We start from the raw sequence: 17,219 nt of genomic DNA, 5'->3' as shown, positions 1-17,219 counted from the left end.
GCAAAACAGTCCGTAACAGGTCGATACGCAGGGTGGGTCGATCAGTCCTCGCGGACGACGCGAGCATCGCCATAGCCGCGCGCCGCGGCGCCGTCACGTGCCTGACGCGCCTGATTTTGCGAGGCATAGGGGCCGAGGCGGACGCGCCATACGCCGCCCGCCGAAATCGCGTGGCCGCCGAGGCTCTTGGCAAGCGCGTTCGCGCGCGGCTGGCTCGAGAAAGCGGCGACCTGGACGTAGAATCCGTGGGTGATGGGAGCGGCGCGCGGCGCCGGCTGCCTGGCCGCGGGGCGGACCGCCTGCGGCTCTGGCGGAATGCGCTCGAGCGGTGGGCGCGGCGTCAGCATCGGCGGCCCGGCAACCGCCGGCAAGGCACCGTTCAGCCGCTGTCGCAGCCCGGCCAGCAAGGCGGGCGGCGTATCGAGGCGCGGCGCCCCCGGCTGCCCGGCACGCAATGCCCGGAAATCGGCCGGGCTCGCGGCGACCGCGCGCACGCGTACCGCCTCGCGCCCGGTGACGCCGAGCGCCTGGGCGGCACCTTGCGACAAGTCGATCAACAAGCCGTTCTGGCGGGGCCCGCGATCGTTGACCTGGACCAGGATCGTCCGGCCGGTATCGAGCGCGGTCACTTCGACATAGGAACCGAGCGGCAGCGTGCGATGCGCCGCGGTGAAGCCTTTCGGGTCGAACGTCGCGCCCGACGCGGTCCGTTCGCCGGTCAGCTCGTTGCCATACCAACTGGCATAGCCGACTTCGTCATAACGTTCGGCGCCGCGCCCCGACGTGGCGCTGGGGCCGGCGGAGGACGGCGGGCCGGCATCGACCTCATCGGCGGCGAGCGGCGTCGGCTGGCCGGGGATCGTGGCATAGGGAAGCCGCGCGGGTGCTGGCGCCGGTGTGCTGTCGACCGGCGATCCGCCCTGTGGAGCGGTCGGTGGATTATCCTGTGGATAATTGAGCCGCGGCGCGTCGCTGTACGTAGGATCGACCAGCCGCGGCCCGTCGCGGCCGCCGCCCCCCACGCATCCCGCCAGGACCAGGCAGGAGCCCAGTCCGAGCGCGAGCCCCCTATTGTTCAACCGCATCCGCCAGCAACCCCACGCTCAAGGCATAAAAATTGGAACAATTGTAATCCAGGATGACCCGGTAATTGCCGGTCAGCAGATAGGCGGTCTTGCCCGGCCCGTCGGGCTCGATCAGCGTCGCCTGAACGTTGTTGGCCGGCCAGGGTTTCGACTGCGACACGATCCCCAGCGCGCGCCATTCGGCGATCGTCCGCCACCCGCTCTGGCGCGCGAACACGCGCGGGCAGCGCGGTGAGATCAATTTGTTGGTGACGCCCGAGCGGTCGAACGTGGCGGGTACGGTGACTGCCAGCCCCCAGGGTTCGCCGCGCCGCCAGCCGGCATTGTAGAAATAATTGCCGATCGACGCGAGCGTGTCGGCGTCGCTGTTCCAGATGTCGACGCGGCCGTCGCCATCGCCGTCGCGGCCCATGCGCAAGTACACCGATGGAAGAAATTGCGGCCCGCCCATCGCGCCCGCCCAACTGCCGACCAGCTGGCTGCGCGGCACGCCGCGATCGACCATCTTCATCGCCGCGATCAACTCGCTTTCGAACAGCGGCCGGCGGCGGCCGTCATAGGCGAGCGTCGCCAGCGCGCGCGGCAGGTCGAACTTGCCCATGATCCGGCCGTAATTGGTCTCATGCCCCCAGATCGACACCATGATCGATTCGGGAACGCCTGTCTGCGCCTCGATCCGCTGCAAGCGCGGGCGTTGCGCCAGATATTTGCTGCGCCCTTCGCTGATCCGCGCGGCATCGACATGCGCGCGCAGATAGGGCGCGAACGGCGGACTGGCGTTGTTCGACGGGTTGGCTGGATTGCCGCCGGGCTGGGCGTGGTCGAGGTCGACCACGCGTTGGTTGTAGGTCAGTCCGGCGAGCACGACGTCGGCGCTCGACGGCCTGACGCCCTGCGCGATCGCGCGCGCGCGCACGCCCTGCAGATAGGATTGGAAACCGGCATCGTCCTGCGCCTTCGCGGTGGCGATCGCCAGCCAAGACGCCGCGGTCAGCGTGATCGCCGCCGCCATGCTACCGATAAGACCCCGTCCCCGCATTTCGAGACCGTGCCACAGCGAACGGAAAAGGTGAATCCCCCATCGTCGCATGACTTGCACAAACCGCCGCCCTTGCCCAAAGCGGCGCGCACGCGGAGAGGTGGCCGAGTGGTTTAAGGCAGCGGTCTTGAAAACCGCCGTGGGTGGAAGCCCACCGTGGGTTCGAATCCCACCCTCTCCGCCACTTATCGCGCCGGGCCGCTCGACGGCTTTCCGACTCGGCGCTCGGGTTTCACCAGGGTGAAACGTAGCAACCGGCGTCCGGGGACCTCGGCGACGTAGAGATTGCCGCGGTGGTCGGTCGCCATCAGATGCGGCCCGTCGAAATTGCCGTCGAGCGCGCCGATCACTTTCAGCGCGCGGCGATCGAGGATCAGAACGCGCGAATTGCCGAAATCGGCGACGTAGAGATAGCGCTGCGCGGGATCGGTGGAGAGCGCCATGCCGGACGCGGTCTGCGGCGCGGAATCGTTGCGATCGATGAACACCTGGCGAAGATAGCGCCCCGCCCGCGTGAACACCTGGATTCGCCGGTTGTTGCGGTCGGACACATAGACCAAACCGTCATGCGACAGCTCGACGCCATGGACGCCGTTGAAACCGGGCGGCCCCTCGCCCGTCTCCGGCGATACCGGCTTTCTCGCCGCGCGCGCCGGCGGCGCGGGAAGCGGCGGCGGCGGAGCGCCGAACGCGCTCCACATTCGCTTGAACGCGCCGCTCTCGCTGTCGAACACGATCACGCGACGGTTGCCATAACCGTCAGCGACATAGACGTCGCGATGCGTCAGATCGACGGCGATGTCGGCCGCCGCCGAGAGATTGGCGGTGTCGTCGTCGCCGCGGCTCGCCCCCGGGCGTCCGATCTGGCGGAGGAAGTGCCCGGCGCTGTCGAACGTCAGCAGTACGTCGTCGGCCTTTCCGGCATCGCTGCGACTGTTGCCGGTGATCCATACGCGTCCGGATGCGTCGACCGCGAGGCTATGTTCGTTGATCGGCCAGTCGTAACCGCTCCCCGGACCGCCGAAACCGCGCAGGTATCTGCCGTCGGGCGCGAAGATCATGACCGGCGGTGCCGCGCGCTGCCCCGCCCCCGGTCTGGCCGTCTTCGGGCGTTGAAGCACCCATACGCGGTCCTGTCGGTCGACATCCACGGCGGAAATCTCGCCATGGACCAGATCAGCGGGCATCCTGAGCCATCCGGGATCGGCGACGAAGCGCGGCGCCGACCGCGTCTCGCGCGATTGGAGCGCCGGCGTCACGCTGAGCGAGAGCGCCACCGCGAGCGCGCAGCACCAGACACGAAGCATCGATTATCTTCCCGCAACGATCCTTGGGGGGCGGCCTCGACGCTAGTATCGAGCCAATGTCGAGGTCAATCGCATCGCACCGCACATCTCGCCGCGCCGGCAAAGGCTTTGACCAGCGTGGCCGACGATCCGCGTCGGCAATTCGACGGGCGACAAGCGCCTGGTGGACGTGCCGCACGCCTGGTCGACAACCGGGCCGGCTCGGACCCTAACGTTTTGGCCGGTCGCTCTCGTGTCCACGAAGCGATTTCGTGGCGCAGCGGTGCGCGGGTGTGCAGTGCTTGGCGAGCGGGTCGTTCGAGGTCGCGCGCTCTCGTGCGCAGCCCGCACGATCGCCCTCGCCCCGAGCGACAGCGCCACACGGCTTCCCGGCCGTCGACGTGACGGCGGCGACCTCTCCGACCGGCATCTGGGTAAGGCCGAGTCCCGCGACCGCGCCGACCAGCAGCCCAATTCCGGCGAAGGCGCCATAGCGGCGGAGCACCGTCGGCTTGCGGGCGGGCGGATGGAAAAGCGAGATACCTGATTGACGACGCATGAGATTACCGGCGCCTCAATACTCGAAATCCGGTCGGCGCGTCCAGCATGACGGCTCGCGCCCCTACCCGTTCCGCCAATCGACTCAGACCGTGCCGACCTCGACCAGCGCGTCGTACAGATGATCGGGAATCGGCCGGTGGAACTGACAACCGGCCTGGAAATCGTCCGCCCATCGCACCGTCGCCGCGATCTGGCCCGCACCCGGCAGAGTGAGCCAAATCACGCTATCCCTCTTGAGTGCGGAATAGGTCGAAATGCGCGCGCCTTCCGGCGACAGATCGGTGACCCGGCACAAGGTGCGGTCGAGCCCGCCCCTGCCCAGCTTCGCGTCAAGCGACACCGGCGCGCGCGGGGATTGCCGGCGGTTCATGACCGCTGGCTCGAATTCGGCAGAAATGTTGATCCGTCTGGCTTCCATGCCACGAATCCTAGGCGGACGATGCCTAAGACGGCGTTAAGGACACGGCCGTTCGCGAATAAGCGAACGCCGCGCTCCCCTGGGGGAACGCGGCGCCGCTTGAAAACCTGGCCGCCGCAGCGGGGGTGCTTACTTCTTGCCGAGCGACAGACCGCCGAAGCGCTTGTTGAAGCGCGCCACCTGACCGCCCGCATCGAGCATCTGGCCGCGACCGCCGGTCCAGGCCGGGTGCGACAAGGGATCGATTTCCAGCGTCATCGTGTCGCCTTCCTTGCCCCAGGTGGAGCGGGTTTCGTACACGGTGCCGTCGGTCATCTGGACCTTGATCATGTGGTAGTCGGGATGGGCGTCTTTCTTCACGGCGAAAATCCTTTTGGAATGCCGCCGGTTTCCGACCGGCAGCGAAGGCGCGGCGCCTAGCAGAGGCCAGCCGCCAGTGCAACCTATGAGCGGGGCGGTCGCCGGCCGATCAGGCCGACGGCGGATCCGCGATCATCGCGGTGAAGTTGGCCTGCGCGGCAACCTGACCGTCGATCAGCGCGCGGCCGGCGAATTTGCAGACGCTGGCGCGCTTCTGGACGAATTCGACCTCGAGCCGGAGCAGCACGCCCGGTTCGACCGGCTTGCGGAACTTGGCTTCGTCGATCGCCATGAAATAGACCAGCTTGCCCGAACCGGCGAGGCCGAGGCTCTCGACCGCGAGCACGCCCGCGGCCTGTGCCAGCGCCTCCACGATCAGTACGCCCGGCATGATCGGACGGCCCGGGAAATGGCCCTGGAAGAAACCCTCGTTGATCGTCACCGCCTTGATCGCCGCGATCGACCGGTCGGGGATCAACTCCTCGACACGGTCGACCAGCAACATCGGATAACGGTGCGGCAGCGCCGCCATCACCCGCCCGATGTCGAGCGGACCGATGGAGGCGGCTGCCGGGGCGTCGTCGCTCACCGGCCCGACGGCTTCTTGCGCGTCGCCGGAGCCGGCGCGGGGGTGGCCGGACCAGCGGCCGGCGCCGTCGCCGCACCGGCAGCGGGCTGCTGCGGCAGCGGCGTGACGCTGATCGACGGCAATTGCGCGTTCAACTGGGTCAGCACGTCGTTGGTGATATCGACCGAATCGGCATTCGACAGCGTCGCATTGCGCGCCAGGACGACCGACGCGCCGCGCGCCTTGAGGATGTTGTCGGCGATAGGACCGAGCTTTTCGTTGACCTGCCGCTGCATATTGGCGCCGATCGACTGCAACCGCTGCTGCGTGTTGTTCAATTCGACGTTGGCGTTGTTTTCCTGCTGCTGGAACGCGGTGATCTTCGCCTGCAGCGCGGCGTCCGCCGGCTTGCCGTTGAGCGCGTTGACGGCGGTCTGGAGCGGGGCGCCGGCGGTCTGCAATTGGGTCCGCAGCGCCTGAGCGCGCTGCTGCGCCTGTTGCATCATGCCCTGGAACTGACCGATCGCGACCTTGCACGCGTTGCATTCGGTGTTCACGCGATCGATGTCGACGACCAGCACGCCCGGACCGGACTGGGCCCAGGCCACGGCCGGCGCGGCAAGGGCAAGAGCGGCGATCGCCGTGCCGATAAGTTTCCTGTTCATCAGAATTGAGTCCCTACGTTGAAGGTGATGAGTTTGGTATCGTCGCCCTTGGCGTGGAGAAGCGCCTTGGCGATGTCGATGCGGAGCGGCCCGAAGGGCGAATTCCAGTTCACGCCGAAGCCCACCGAGACCCGCGGCCGCGGCGTGTCGCCGACGAAGCGCTCGAGGAACGGCCCGAACGGAATGGTATAAAGCGAATTCGTCGATGTACCCGAGCAGGTGCCGCCGGCAGTCGCCGAGAAGCCGGTCGCGCACGTCGTCACCGCGCCGGCGTTGGTCGGATCGGTAGACGGAACGGTGTACAGCGGAACCTGCTGGCCATTGATATTGGCGAATTGCTGCTGGTTGATCGGCAGCACTTTGCCATTCGCATCGACCGGGAAAACCGCGGTCGGCAGCGGCTTGGCGACGCCCCACACCGCACCGACGTCGACGAAGAACGACGGACGCAGGCCGAGTTCGCGCGCGCCGCCCGACAGCGGCGGCTCGAGCTCGAAGCGCACGAGATAATAGGACCGGCCGCCCAGCGCGTCGTCGATATAGTTCTTGCGATCGGGATCCAGCGTCTGAACGCCGGTCGTGCTGTCGGTAAGATAATTGATGCGCTGGATGCGCGGGCCGACGCCGCGAATGTCGAAGCCGCGGATTTGCGGCTCGCCCAGATAGAAGCGGTCGGTGATGCGAACCTTGTCGATGCCCGGGCCGCGGCTCTTTTCCAGGCTGGCGATATAGCCGCCCTCGGCATTGATCGAGAAGATCCAGTTATGCCCCAGATTCATATATTTCGACGCTTCGATCCGCGAACGGATATAGCGCACGTCGCCGCCCAGGCCGGCGAAGTCCTGGCTGATGACCAGGCGCTTGCCCGCGGTCGGGCGAAGTCGGCTGTTCAGGCTGTCGTAGACCAGCGAATAGCCGAGCACCGAGGACAGACGGTTGCCGATCGCTTCGCACAGATAACGGCCGGCCTTGAGCGGGTCGCATGAATCGAGCGTCCCGTCGCCGTTGGTGTCCTGGTAATAGGTCGCCTTGTCGAGTCCGACCTGGTCGTAGGTGAGCCCATAGCGTCCCGAGATCGACCAATATTCGGTGATCGGCACGCCGGTGCGTACCTGGAAGCCCGTCGAAATCTGCGAATAGGTGGTTTGGCGCTGGTCGCCGAGATAGTTGAACGAATTATAGTCGCGGCGGAAAACGTCGACGCCGACGGCGACGTTCTTGTCGAACAGATACGGTTCGGTGAAGCCGAGATTGATCGACTTCGAATAGACCGACCAGTCGACGTTCGCGCGCAATTCCTGGCCCTTGCCGCGGAAGTTGCGCTGGGTGATGCCGGCCTGGATGATGAACCGTTCGAGGCTCGAATAGCCCGCCGACAGCGACAATTCGCCGGTCGCCTTTTCCTCGACATTGGCGTTGAGCACCACGCGGTCGGGCGCCGAACCCTGGTCCTGCTTGATCTCGAACTTGTCCTGGAAAAAGCCCAGGCTGTTGATGCGGTCCTGCGAGCGCTTGACCTGGAAGCTGTTGAACGCGTCGCCTTCCGCCAGGCGGATTTCGCGACGGACCACCTTGTCCTGGGTGTTGCGGTTGCCGGTGATCTCGATCCGCTCGATGTACGAGCGCTTGGCTTCCGCGATGTGGAAGTTGATCGACATCGTCAACTTGTCCGGATCGCGGTTGAATTCGGGATTCACGTCGGTGAAGGCATAGCCGAACAGGCCGGCGGTCTGGTTCAGGCTGTCGACCGAATCCTCGACCTTCTTGGCGTTGTACCAATCGCCCTTGTTGATCCCCAGGCCCTTGGCCAGCCGGTTGTTGTCGAAGTCGCGGATGTCGCTGTCGACGGTGACGTCGCCGAATTTATAGCGCGGGCCTTCCTCCACCACATAGGTGATGATGAAGTCCTTTTTGTCCGGGGTCAGCTCGGCGACCGCAGAGGTCACCCTGAAATCGGCATAGCCCTGGGTCAGATAGAATTGGCGCAGCTTCTGCTGGTCATAAGCCAGGCGGTCCTGGTCATACGAGGTATTCGACGAGAAGAAACGCGTGAAGCGCGCCTGCTTGGTGACCATCTGCTCGCGCAGCTTGCCGTCGGAGAAGACGTTGTTGCCGATGATGTTGATCGCGCGAACCTTGCTCTTGGGTCCTTCGTCGATCTCGAACACGACATCGACGCGATTCTGGTCCAGGCTGACCATCTTCGGCTCGATGCGCGCGGCGAAGCGGCCCTGGCGACGATAGAGCTCGACGATCCGCGCGACGTCCTGGCGCACCGCGGTGCGGGTGAAGATCTGGCGCGGCGCGAGCTTGATTTCCTTGGTGATCTTGTCCGACTTGAGGGTCTTGTTGCCCTCCAGGATCACGCGATTGATGATCGGGTTCTCGCGAATGCGGATGGCGATATCGCCGGTCTCGACGCCGGCGATCGACACGTCGGCGAACAGATCGCTGGCGAGCAGATCGCGCAGCGCCTGGTCGAGCGTCTCGTTGGTATAGGCCTGGCCGACGCGCAGCTTGGTGTAGGACAGCACCGTCTCGGGCTCGATGCGCTGCGATCCCTCGACGCGCAGCGAATGGATTACGCGCTGCGGCGCGACGGCGGGCGTCGCCGCCGGGGCACCCGGTGCGGTCTGCGGAGCCGTCGCAGCGGGGGCCGGAGCGGGAGCGGCCGGCGCGGTCTGAGCGTAGGCGGCCACCGGAATGCCCGAAAGCATGGTTCCCGTGAGCAACACCGACACGGCGCGCGTACCGAACTTCGAAGCCTTGATAACTTTCACCATTCCACCCCAGCCGGAGACATTTGCCGTTGCGTGATTACGGGCGCGCCCGCCCTGCCCTAACCGTCTCAGCCGATCAACCCGGCGAGATGCTGCCACAATCCCACCTTGGTCAGGTCGTTGAAGGTAACGACCAGGAACAAGACCAGAATTGCCGCCAGCCCGCCGCGATAGGCCCATTCCTGGATCAGCGGCGTCACCGGACGCCGCCGCACAGCCTCGATCGCGTAGAACAGCAAATGCCCTCCGTCGAGCATGGGAACTGGCAATAGGTTGATGAACCCCAAATTAATCGAGATGATCGCGACCAGCCAAATGAAGTCCGGCCAGCCCATGCTGAGCTGCTCGCCCGAGAATTTCACCATGCCGACCACGCCGGACATGTCCTTGACCGGCCGGCGGCCGGTGATCAGCTGGCCGAGCCCCTGGCCGGTCCGGCTGACGAGCGACGAAAGCTCGCGAAAAGCGACGCCCGGTGCCTCGAGCACGCCGACCCGCACGAATACCGGCTGGGCGGCAGCGACGCCGAGCATCCCGATATCGCCTTCGTTGCCGAACTTGTCCTTGACGTGGCGCTTGCCGATCACGGTGTCGCTCGCCATCGCGACGCCGCCGCGGTCGAAGTCGATCCGCACCTTCTCGCCGGCGCGCAGCTGCACGTAATTGGCAAGATCCTCGAACGTCGCCACCGACTGGCCGCCCAGCGCGGTGATGCGGTCGCCCGCCTTCAGGCCGGCGGTGGCGGCAGCGCTCCCCGCTTCGACACCAGCTACGGTGGTCGGCGTGCGATTGTCGCCATACGCCAGCGCGAATCCCATCAGGATCAGGAACGCCAGGAAGAAATTGGTCACCGGCCCCGCCAGCACCACGATCGCGCGCTGCCACAGCGGCTTGGCCTGAAAAGTGCGCGCGCGCTCGGCAGGTGGGAGCGCCAGCCATTCGGGGTCGGGCTGGCTCGCCGGGTTCATGTCGCCGGCGAAGCGGACATAGCCGCCGAGCGGCAGCCAGCTCAGCTTCCAGCGGGTACCGCGCTTGTCGGTCCAGCCGGCTATCTCGCGGCCGAAGCCGATCGAGAAGACATCCGATTTGATGCCGAACAGGCGCGCGGCGAGATAATGACCGAGCTCGTGGAAGAACACGAGTGGGCCGAGCAACAGCGCGAAGCCGATAATGTACAAGGCAAGGCTGGGGCTATGCATATCAGGTCACGCAATCCTCTACACGCTCGCCCGCGATGGTACGCGCTTCACCGTCAATAGCCAGTACGTCGTCCAGCGTCTCGGGCGCGGGCGGGTCGTAGCGGTCGAGCGTATCGGCGACGATTGCGGCAATTTCGAGGAACCCGATCCTGCGCGCGAGGAAAGCCGCGACCGCGACCTCGTTGGCGGCATTGAGGATCGCCGGCCGGCCGCCGCCGGCGTCGAGCGCCCGGCGTGCCAACGACAAAGCGGGAAAGCGTTCCGTATCAGGGGCTTCGAAGTCGAGCCGGCCGATCGCGACGAGATCGAGCGGTGCCATTGGCGTCGCCATCCGCTCCGGCCAGGCCAGGCAATGAGCGATCGGCGTGCGCATGTCGGCGGGCCCAAGCTGCGCGAGCACCGATCCGTCGGCATATTCGACCAGCGAATGGACCAGCGACTGGCGATGCACGATGATCTCGATCCGCGCGGGGTCGACCGGGAACAGCCGCGCCGCCTCGATCAATTCGAGACCCTTGTTCATCATCGTCGCCGAATCGACCGAGATCTTGGCGCCCATCGACCAATTGGGATGCGCGACCGCCTGTTCGGGCGTCACCCCGCGCATGCGCTCGAGGCTCCAGTCGCGGAACGGCCCGCCGCTCGCGGTCAGGATGATCCGGCGGACATGCCGGGCCTGGGTCGCGTCGAAGCATTGGAAGATGGCGTTGTGCTCGGAATCCGCCGGCAGCAAGGTCGCGCCATGGCGCCTGGCGGCGTCGAGCACCACTTCGCCCGCCGACACCAGCGGCTCCTTGTTGGCGATCACCACCGTGCCGCCCTGTTCGACCGCGGCCATGACCGGACGGAGCCCCGCGCAACCGACGATCGCGCCCACCGTCAGATCGGCGCCCGAGCGCGCTGCGTCGCAGACCGCCTGCGCACCGCCGGCAACGCCGATATTGGTCCCGAGCAATGCCTCACGCAGCGCTGGCAGGCAGCTTTCGTCGGCGACCACCGCAAGTTCGGCACCGGTTCGCCGCGCCGCCGCCGCGAGCTTCTCGACATCGCAATTGGCGGTCAGCGCCTTGACCCTGAAGCGATCGGGGTCGCGCTCGATCAGGTCGAGCGTCGACGTGCCGACCGATCCGGTCGCGCCGAGAATGCTGATCGTCTTCACGGGCGCCAGGTGTATAGCAACGGGACGATCACGATCAGGAAAGCGGCGGCGGGCGCGACCGGAACGAGCCCGTCGAGCCGGTCGAGCACACCGCCATGGCCGGGGAACAACGTCCCGCTGTCCTTCATTCCCGCGCGCCGCTTGAGCCAGCTCTCGAACAGATCGCCGCCCTGTGCGATCAACGCCAGAACCGGCGTCGCCAGCGTCAGCCGCATCGCCAGGCCGTATTGCCAATGCATGAAGATGCCGAACAGCGTCGCGAGCGCGACCCCGCCGATCAGGCCGGCCCAGGTCTTGTTGGGGCTGATCGCCGGCGCCAGCTTGGGCCCGCCGATATGTTTCCCCGCGAAATAGGCGCCGATATCGCACATCCAGACCAGCGCGAGCGTCCACAGCGCATAGACCAGCCCGAACTGGCGATTGTCGCGGATGACCAGCAGTGCCAGCACGGGCAGGCCGACATAGAGCATCCCCAATCCGAGCAGGCGCGGCTTGAACACCGTGGCGACGAACACCGCGGTGGCGCCGACGATCCCCAGCGCGAACCAGCCCGGCCCCCAGGTGGCGGGCGACATCACCGCGAGCGGAACGACCAGCGCCAGCATCGCGCCGCGCTTGTCGCGGGCCGAGGCGCCGATCAGGTCGGCCCATTCGGCAATCATCACCATCGCCATGGCGGCGACCACCAGCCAGAATATCCAGCCGCCCAGCACGATCGCGGCAAGCGCCAGCGCCATCAGGCCGAGCCCCACCGCAGCGCGGACCAGCAATTCGGGCGGGCGCTTCGGCGGGCGCGCGGGGCGGTCGGTCACAAGCCTCCGAAACGACGTTGGCGCCGCCCGAAAGCGGCGATCGCCTCGCTCAACGTTTCGGCGTCGAAATCGGGCCACAAGGTGTCGACGAACAGCAATTCGGCATAGGCGGCCTGCCACAGCAGGAAATTGGACAGCCGCTGCTCGCCCGAGGTGCGGATCAGCAGGTCGAGCGGCGGCAGATCGTGGGTGTCGAGCAGCTCCTCGATCGCACCGGCGTCGATCTCCTCGATCGCCATTTCGCCGTCGCGCACGCGGCGCGCCAGTTCGCGCGCGGCGCCGGCCAGTTCGGCTTGCGATCCGTAATTGAGCGCGATGACCAGCAAAGGACCGGTATTGGCGGCGGTGCGCGCCATCGCGTCGTCGATCATCGACACGAGATCGGTGGAAAAGCGGCGATAGTCGCCGATCACCTTCAGTCGCACGTTCTCGCGCACCAGTTCGTCGAGGTCGCTGCGGATGAAATGACGCAGCAACCCCATCAGGTCGCCGACCTCTTCTTCGGGACGGCGCCAGTTCTCGGACGAGAACGCATAGAGCGTCATCGCCTCGATCCCCATCGCACGACCGGCGCGCGTGACCTTGCGGACCGCCTCGACGCCCATCTTGTGCCCGGCGAGGCGCGGCAGATGGCGCTTCTTCGCCCAGCGCCCATTGCCGTCCATGATGATCGCGACATGCCGCGGCAGCACCGCGTCCGCGGTTGCCGGGGCCATGTCAGGGGCGGCAGCGGGCTTCACTGGCCGAGGATTTCCTTTTCCTTGCCCGCCGCCGCGGCATCGATGTCGGCGATCGTGCTGTCGGTCAGCTTCTGGACTTCGGTTTCGTGGCGCTTGCGCTCGTCTTCCGAAAACACGCCTTTCTTCTCGTCGGTTTTGAGCGAATCCATGCCGTCGCGGCGGACGTTGCGCGCGGCGATCCGCGCCTTTTCGGCATATTGACCCGCGAGCTTGGCGAGTTCCTTGCGGCGCTCCTCGGTCAGATCGGGGATGGGCAGACGCAAGGTGTTGCCGTCGTTGATCGGGTTGAGGCCCAGGCCCGCCGAGCGGATCGCCTTTTCGACCGGGCCGATATTCGACTTGTCCCACACCTGGACCGACAGCATGCGCGGTTCGGGCGCCGATACCGTGGCGACCTGGTTGAGCGGCATGTGCGAGCCATAGACCTCGACCGTCACCGGATCGAGCAACGCGGTCGAGGCGCGACCGGTGCGCAGGCCCCCGAGATCGTGCTTCAGTGCCTCGACCGCACCGGCCATGCGACGCTCGAGATCGGCCTTGTCATAGGCGGCCATGTCTTATCCTTCCTTCTGAACCACGGTCGAAACGCCCTCTCCGCGCAACACCGAGGCGAGATTGCCCGGCTCGCGGATGTTGAACACCACGATCGGAATGTCGTTGTCGCGGCACAGCGCGATCGCGCTCGCGTCCATGACCTTGAGATTGTCCGCGAGCACTGTGTCGTAACTCACGGTTTCGTAACGCTTTGCGCTCGCATCCTTCTTGGGATCGGCGTTGTAGACGCCATCGACCGACGTCCCCTTGAACAAGGCGTCGCATTTCATCTCGGCGGCGCGCAGGGCGGCACCGCTGTCGGTCGTGAAGAAGGGCGAGCCGACGCCGGCGGCGAAGATCACCACCCGCCCCTTCTCGAGGTGGCGCACGGCGCGGCGGCGGATGAATGGCTCGCACACCGATTGCATCGGGATCGCCGACTGGACGCGCGTATCGACCCCGATCTGCTCGAGCGCATTCTGCACCGCCAGCGCGTTCATCACCGTCGCCAGCATGCCCATGTAATCAGCCGTCGCGCGCTCGATGCCCTTGGCGGCCGCCGACAGCCCGCGGAAGATGTTGCCGCCGCCGACCACGACGCAGAGCTCATGCCCGGCATCCTTCGCGTCCTTGATCTCCCCGGCGACGCGCGCGGTCACCTCGGGATCGATCGCCAACCCCCCCTCGCCCATCAGGACCTCGCCCGAGAGTTTCAGGAGGATGCGCTTGTACGATCGAAGAGTCATGGAACCTGCGGCAGGAATGGAGTGGCGCGGACCTTAGAGACGCCATGGCGCGCTGCCAAGCGTTATGGCCCGCGATTTGTGGTCAATTCCGGCTGGACGGCATGGACCGCCCGAGCGACAAGCGGCGCGACTATGGCCGACCCCGGAATCGATGAAATTCTCGCCGATGCGCGCTGGCTGGCGCACAGCTACGATCGGCAACGCGACGAGGTGCATTTCGTCTGGTTGCCGCGCGAGGCGCATCGCGCAGCGGCCTTCCTGACGCGGCAGGAGATCGCCCAGTCGACGTCGCGTCGAATAGTGCCGCGCCGCTTGATCACCGGCCGTTCCCTGGCCCAGGCACCGCTTCACCTGATCTTCCACTCGGGCCTGACCGGATCGACCCAACTGACTCACGCACTCGACGGCGAAGGCGTCGCGATGACGCTCAGCGAACCGCCGATCCTGACCAATATCGTCAGTTATCGGCTGGCCGGCGCATCGCCGCAACAGACCGGCGCGGTGCTCGATGACATCCTGAGCCTGCTGGCGCGACCGTTCGCTCCTGGTGAGGCGGTGATCGTCAAAATGGGCAGCATCGGCAACGTGCTGGGCAGCGAAATCCTGGCGCGCCGGCCCTCCAGCAGGGCGCTGTGCCTGCACGCGCCGTTGCCCCTCTATCTGGCGTCGATCGCGCGCAAGGGCCTCGAAGGACGGATCTGGGGGCGCAAATTGTTCGGGACGCTGCGCAGCGCGCGGCTGACCGAGATCGGTTTTACCGAGGACGAACTGTTCGAACACACCGATCTGCAGATCGCGGCGGATGCCTGGTTGATCCTGCACCGCATCATGGGCGACGCCGGCGCGCGGTTTGGCGACCGCGTTCGTTCCACCGACAGCGAAGCGGTGATCGCGCGCCCCGCGGCGACTCTCGCGGCGATCGCCGGGCATTTCGGTCTGGATCTGGACGCGGCGGCGATCGTCGCCGACCCGGCGTTCGGCCGCCATTCGAAGACTGGGGCCGCCTTCGACGCCGAACGGCGAGCGACCGAGTTGAACGAGGCTGCCACGATGCATCGTGCCGCGATCGATATCGTGGTCGACTGGGCGCGTAAAGTGGCGGAGGTCAATCGGATCGCCTGGACGCTGCCGGGGCAATTGCCGAGCTAGGCGCCGTCGATAGTGATCTTTCGGCCTCCCTTTCGAGTGGGGAGTCCCGAGCTCGGCAAAAAAAGGCCGCACCCCGAAGGATGCGGCCCCTTTTGTTCGGTGACCCGAGCGATCAAGCGGGCTGCTTGACGCCCGACGCCGCCGCGACTTCCGCCGCGAAGTCCGATTCTTCCTTCTCGATGCCTTCGCCGAGCTGGAAGCGGACATAGTCGACCAGCTTGATCGGCGCGCCGGCTTCCTTGCCCGCCGCGGCGACCACGTCGGAGATCTTGGTCTTGCCGTCCATCACGAACAGCTGGCTGACCAGGGCGTTCTCCTTCTTGTACTTGGCGACGTTGCCCTCGACCATCTTGGCGACGATGTCGGCCGGCTTGCCGCTCTCGGCCGCCTTCTCCTGAGCGATCGCGCGCTCGCGCTCGATGATCGCCGGGTCGAGGTCTTCCTCGTTGAGCGCCAGCGGGAACGCGGCGGCGATGTGCATCGCGAGCTGCTTGCCGAGCGCCTCGAGCTTGTCGGTCGCCGCTTCACTCTCGAGCGCGACGAGCACGCCGATCTTGCCGAGGCCCGGAGCCTGCGCGTTGTGGACGTAAGGCACGACCGCGCCTTGCGACACCTGGAGGCGCTTGGCACGGCGCAGCGTCTGGTTCTCGCCGATCGTGGCGATGTTGTTGGTCAACACTTCCTCGACCGTCTTGCCGCCCAGCGGAGCGCCCTTGATCGTGGCGATGTCGTCGCCCAGCTCGAGCGCGACCGAGGTCACGTCGCGGACGAAGGCCTGGAACTGGTCGTTCTTGGCGACGAAGTCGGTCTCCGAATTGACTTCGACCGCCGCGCCGCGGGTGCCCTGCACCTCGACGCCGACCAGCCCCTCGGCCGCGGTGCGGCTCGACTTCTTGGCGGCGGCTGCCAGGCCCTTGGTGCGCAGCCAGTCCATCGCGGCGTCCATGTCGCCATTGGCCTCGCCCAGCGCCTTCTTGCAGTCCATCATGCCCGCGCCGCTCTTCTCGCGCAGGTCCTTGACCATTGCTGCCGTGATATCGGCCATGTCTTCAGTCCTTCTAGTCAGAATATGGTTGCGGGCGAGGCGGGGCCTGGTCGCCCTACCCCGCCCGCATGACGGTTCGGCGACGGTGTTACGCGTCGATCTGGCGTTCGCCCTCGGCGGCCAGATCGGCCTGCTGCGCCTCGTCGGCGACGACCGGCTCGGCGTTCAGCGCTTCCTCGACCGGCGCTTCGACCTGGGCACCCAGGTCGACGCCCGAATTGGCCTGGCGCTGCTGCCCGCCACGGGTCGCGGCGATGGCGATCGCCTCGCAATAGAGGCGGATCGCGCGGGCCGCGTCGTCATTGGCCGGGACCGGGAACGCGATGCCGTCCGGCGAGACGTTCGAATCGAGGATCGCGACGACCGGGATACCCAGCGTGTTGGCTTCCTTGATCGCCAGCTCTTCCTTGTTGGCGTCGATCACGAACATCACGTCGGGAATGCCGCCCATGTCGCGGATGCCGCCGAGCGACAGCTCGAGCTTGTCGCGCTCGCGGGTGAGCTGCAGCACTTCCTTCTTGGTCAAGCCGTGCGTGTCGCCCGAGAGCTGCTCTTCGAGGCTCTTGAGACGCTTGATCGAGTTGGAGATCGTCTTCCAGTTGGTGAGCATGCCGCCCAGCCAACGATGGTTGACGAAATGCTGGCCGGCCTTGCGCGCGGCCTCGGCGATCGGCTCCTGCGCCTGGCGCTTGGTGCCGACGAACAGGACCTTGCCGCCCGACGCGACCGACGAGCTGACGAATTCGAGCGCGCGCGCGAACAGCGGCACGGTCTGCGACAGGTCGATGATGTGGACGCCGTTGCGATCGCCGAACAGATACGGCTTCATCTTCGGGTTCCAGCGGTGGGTCTGGTGACCGAAGTGCGCGCCCGTTTCGAGCAATTGCTGCATGGTGACGACAGGTGCCGCCATAGGGATAACTCCTTCCGGTTGAGCCTCTGGGAAGCGGACATCCGACATTCGCCGGACACCGGGTTATGATGCTTCCCATGCGGGTTGAGGCGCGCGCCTTAGTCGAGAGCGCGGCGAAAGGCAAGCGCGGTGCGGATCGCGCATCCGGATCGCTCCTCGC

Annotated in this window: 17 protein-coding genes and 1 tRNA gene; 2 read left to right on the top strand and 16 right to left on the bottom strand. The window is 66.4% G+C overall.

Features of this window, described 5'->3' with window-relative positions:
- Positions 1 to 41: 41 nt before the first annotated feature.
- Both ACTHJR_RS10200 and ACTHJR_RS10195 read right to left on the bottom strand, forming a co-directional pair.
- Positions 42 to 1,085 carry a septal ring lytic transglycosylase RlpA family protein gene (locus ACTHJR_RS10200; RefSeq protein WP_440523052.1) on the bottom strand — a complete coding sequence of 348 codons (1,044 nt, stop codon included), beginning with the start codon at positions 1,083 to 1,085 and terminating at the stop codon, positions 42 to 44.
- Positions 1,069 to 2,097 carry a lytic murein transglycosylase gene (locus ACTHJR_RS10195; protein ID WP_440523051.1) on the bottom strand — a complete coding sequence of 343 codons (1,029 nt, stop codon included), beginning with the start codon at positions 2,095 to 2,097 and terminating at the stop codon, positions 1,069 to 1,071. The genes ACTHJR_RS10200 and ACTHJR_RS10195 overlap by 17 nt, the downstream gene beginning before the upstream one ends.
- 121 nt (positions 2,098 to 2,218) lie before the next feature.
- Here ACTHJR_RS10195 and ACTHJR_RS10190 point away from each other — a divergent pair.
- A tRNA-Ser gene (locus tag ACTHJR_RS10190) sits at positions 2,219 to 2,308 on the top strand.
- 1 nt (position 2,309) lies between these two features.
- Here ACTHJR_RS10190 and ACTHJR_RS10185 read toward each other — a convergent pair.
- The 12 genes from ACTHJR_RS10185 to pyrH form a co-directional block, all read right to left on the bottom strand.
- Complete coding sequence (locus ACTHJR_RS10185) at positions 2,310 to 3,431, bottom strand: hypothetical protein (RefSeq protein ID WP_440523050.1); 1,122 nt, start codon at positions 3,429 to 3,431, stop codon at positions 2,310 to 2,312.
- A gap of 622 nt (positions 3,432 to 4,053) precedes the next feature.
- Positions 4,054 to 4,389: a PilZ domain-containing protein gene (locus tag ACTHJR_RS10180; RefSeq protein WP_440523049.1), complete on the bottom strand. Its 336-nt coding sequence runs from the start codon at positions 4,387 to 4,389 to the stop codon at positions 4,054 to 4,056.
- 129 nt (positions 4,390 to 4,518) lie between these two features.
- Positions 4,519 to 4,749 carry a 50S ribosomal protein L31 gene (rpmE, locus tag ACTHJR_RS10175; RefSeq protein ID WP_440523048.1) on the bottom strand — a complete coding sequence of 77 codons (231 nt, stop codon included), beginning with the start codon at positions 4,747 to 4,749 and terminating at the stop codon, positions 4,519 to 4,521.
- Positions 4,750 to 4,858: 109 nt separating this feature from the next.
- Positions 4,859 to 5,338 (bottom strand): 3-hydroxyacyl-ACP dehydratase FabZ, encoded by a 480-nt coding sequence (fabZ, locus tag ACTHJR_RS10170; RefSeq protein WP_440523047.1) that lies wholly within the window; start codon positions 5,336 to 5,338, stop codon positions 4,859 to 4,861.
- Positions 5,335 to 5,982, bottom strand: a complete 648-nt coding sequence (locus ACTHJR_RS10165) for an OmpH family outer membrane protein (RefSeq protein ID WP_440523046.1) — start codon at positions 5,980 to 5,982, stop codon at positions 5,335 to 5,337. Before ACTHJR_RS10165 ends, fabZ begins: the two co-directional genes overlap by 4 nt.
- Entirely contained in the window at positions 5,982 to 8,765 is a 2,784-nt protein-coding gene (bamA, locus tag ACTHJR_RS10160) for an outer membrane protein assembly factor BamA (protein WP_440523045.1), read from the bottom strand. Before bamA ends, ACTHJR_RS10165 begins: the two co-directional genes overlap by 1 nt.
- A gap of 65 nt (positions 8,766 to 8,830) precedes the next feature.
- Complete coding sequence (locus ACTHJR_RS10155) at positions 8,831 to 9,961, bottom strand: M50 family metallopeptidase (protein WP_440523044.1); 1,131 nt, start codon at positions 9,959 to 9,961, stop codon at positions 8,831 to 8,833.
- 1 nt (position 9,962) lies between these two features.
- The gene (locus tag ACTHJR_RS10150) at positions 9,963 to 11,120 is read right to left on the bottom strand and encodes a 1-deoxy-D-xylulose-5-phosphate reductoisomerase (RefSeq protein WP_440523043.1); all 1,158 of its coding nucleotides are present in this window, start codon (positions 11,118 to 11,120) and stop codon (positions 9,963 to 9,965) included.
- Entirely contained in the window at positions 11,117 to 11,932 is an 816-nt protein-coding gene (locus ACTHJR_RS10145; protein ID WP_440523042.1) for a phosphatidate cytidylyltransferase, read from the bottom strand. Before ACTHJR_RS10145 ends, ACTHJR_RS10150 begins: the two co-directional genes overlap by 4 nt.
- On the bottom strand, positions 11,929 to 12,648 hold the full coding sequence (locus ACTHJR_RS10140) for an isoprenyl transferase (RefSeq protein ID WP_440523041.1): 720 nt from the start codon (positions 12,646 to 12,648) through the stop codon (positions 11,929 to 11,931). The genes ACTHJR_RS10145 and ACTHJR_RS10140 overlap by 4 nt, the downstream gene beginning before the upstream one ends.
- Before the next feature lie 20 nt (positions 12,649 to 12,668).
- Entirely contained in the window at positions 12,669 to 13,226 is a 558-nt protein-coding gene (gene frr, locus ACTHJR_RS10135; protein WP_440523040.1) for a ribosome recycling factor, read from the bottom strand.
- Between the two features lie 3 nt (positions 13,227 to 13,229).
- Positions 13,230 to 13,952, bottom strand: a complete 723-nt coding sequence (gene pyrH, locus ACTHJR_RS10130; protein ID WP_440523039.1) for a UMP kinase — start codon at positions 13,950 to 13,952, stop codon at positions 13,230 to 13,232.
- Positions 13,953 to 14,084: 132 nt separating this feature from the next.
- On the opposite strand from pyrH, the gene ACTHJR_RS10125 reads away from it, so the two are divergent.
- Positions 14,085 to 15,101: a hypothetical protein gene (locus ACTHJR_RS10125; protein WP_440523038.1), complete on the top strand. Its 1,017-nt coding sequence runs from the start codon at positions 14,085 to 14,087 to the stop codon at positions 15,099 to 15,101.
- Between the two features lie 112 nt (positions 15,102 to 15,213).
- On the opposite strand, the gene tsf is transcribed toward ACTHJR_RS10125, so the two are convergent.
- A complete protein-coding gene (gene tsf, locus ACTHJR_RS10120; RefSeq protein ID WP_440523037.1) occupies positions 15,214 to 16,146 on the bottom strand; it encodes a translation elongation factor Ts in 933 nt (310 codons plus the stop codon).
- An 88-nt stretch (positions 16,147 to 16,234) separates the two neighbouring features.
- Positions 16,235 to 17,059, bottom strand: coding sequence for a 30S ribosomal protein S2 (gene rpsB / locus ACTHJR_RS10115; protein ID WP_440523036.1), 825 nt, complete (start codon positions 17,057 to 17,059; stop codon positions 16,235 to 16,237).
- Between the last annotated feature and the right edge of the window lie 160 nt (positions 17,060 to 17,219).

It is taken from the genome of Sphingomonas sp., from assembly GCF_051962185.1.
Taxonomy (GTDB): domain Bacteria; phylum Pseudomonadota; class Alphaproteobacteria; order Sphingomonadales; family Sphingomonadaceae; genus Sphingomonas.
Note: the sequence above shows the minus strand (reverse complement) of the source record. Positions and strands in the feature narration are given on the sequence as shown.

Coding starts and splice junctions, on each gene's coding strand:
- tsf (WP_440523037.1), bottom strand. CDS start 16,146: ATGGCCGATATCACGGCAGCAATGGTCAAGGACCTGCGCGAGAAGAGC.
- ACTHJR_RS10185 (WP_440523050.1), bottom strand. CDS start 3,431: ATGCTTCGTGTCTGGTGCTGCGCGCTCGCGGTGGCGCTCTCGCTCAGC.
- ACTHJR_RS10125 (WP_440523038.1), top strand. CDS start 14,085: ATGGCCGACCCCGGAATCGATGAAATTCTCGCCGATGCGCGCTGGCTG.
- bamA (WP_440523045.1), bottom strand. CDS start 8,765: ATGGTGAAAGTTATCAAGGCTTCGAAGTTCGGTACGCGCGCCGTGTCG.
- rpsB (WP_440523036.1), bottom strand. CDS start 17,059: ATGGCGGCACCTGTCGTCACCATGCAGCAATTGCTCGAAACGGGCGCG.
- ACTHJR_RS10165 (WP_440523046.1), bottom strand. CDS start 5,982: ATGAACAGGAAACTTATCGGCACGGCGATCGCCGCTCTTGCCCTTGCC.
- ACTHJR_RS10195 (WP_440523051.1), bottom strand. CDS start 2,097: ATGGCGGCGGCGATCACGCTGACCGCGGCGTCTTGGCTGGCGATCGCC.
- ACTHJR_RS10155 (WP_440523044.1), bottom strand. CDS start 9,961: ATGCATAGCCCCAGCCTTGCCTTGTACATTATCGGCTTCGCGCTGTTG.
- pyrH (WP_440523039.1), bottom strand. CDS start 13,952: ATGACTCTTCGATCGTACAAGCGCATCCTCCTGAAACTCTCGGGCGAG.
- ACTHJR_RS10140 (WP_440523041.1), bottom strand. CDS start 12,648: ATGGCCCCGGCAACCGCGGACGCGGTGCTGCCGCGGCATGTCGCGATC.
- ACTHJR_RS10180 (WP_440523049.1), bottom strand. CDS start 4,389: ATGGAAGCCAGACGGATCAACATTTCTGCCGAATTCGAGCCAGCGGTC.
- frr (WP_440523040.1), bottom strand. CDS start 13,226: ATGGCCGCCTATGACAAGGCCGATCTCGAGCGTCGCATGGCCGGTGCG.
- ACTHJR_RS10200 (WP_440523052.1), bottom strand. CDS start 1,085: ATGCGGTTGAACAATAGGGGGCTCGCGCTCGGACTGGGCTCCTGCCTG.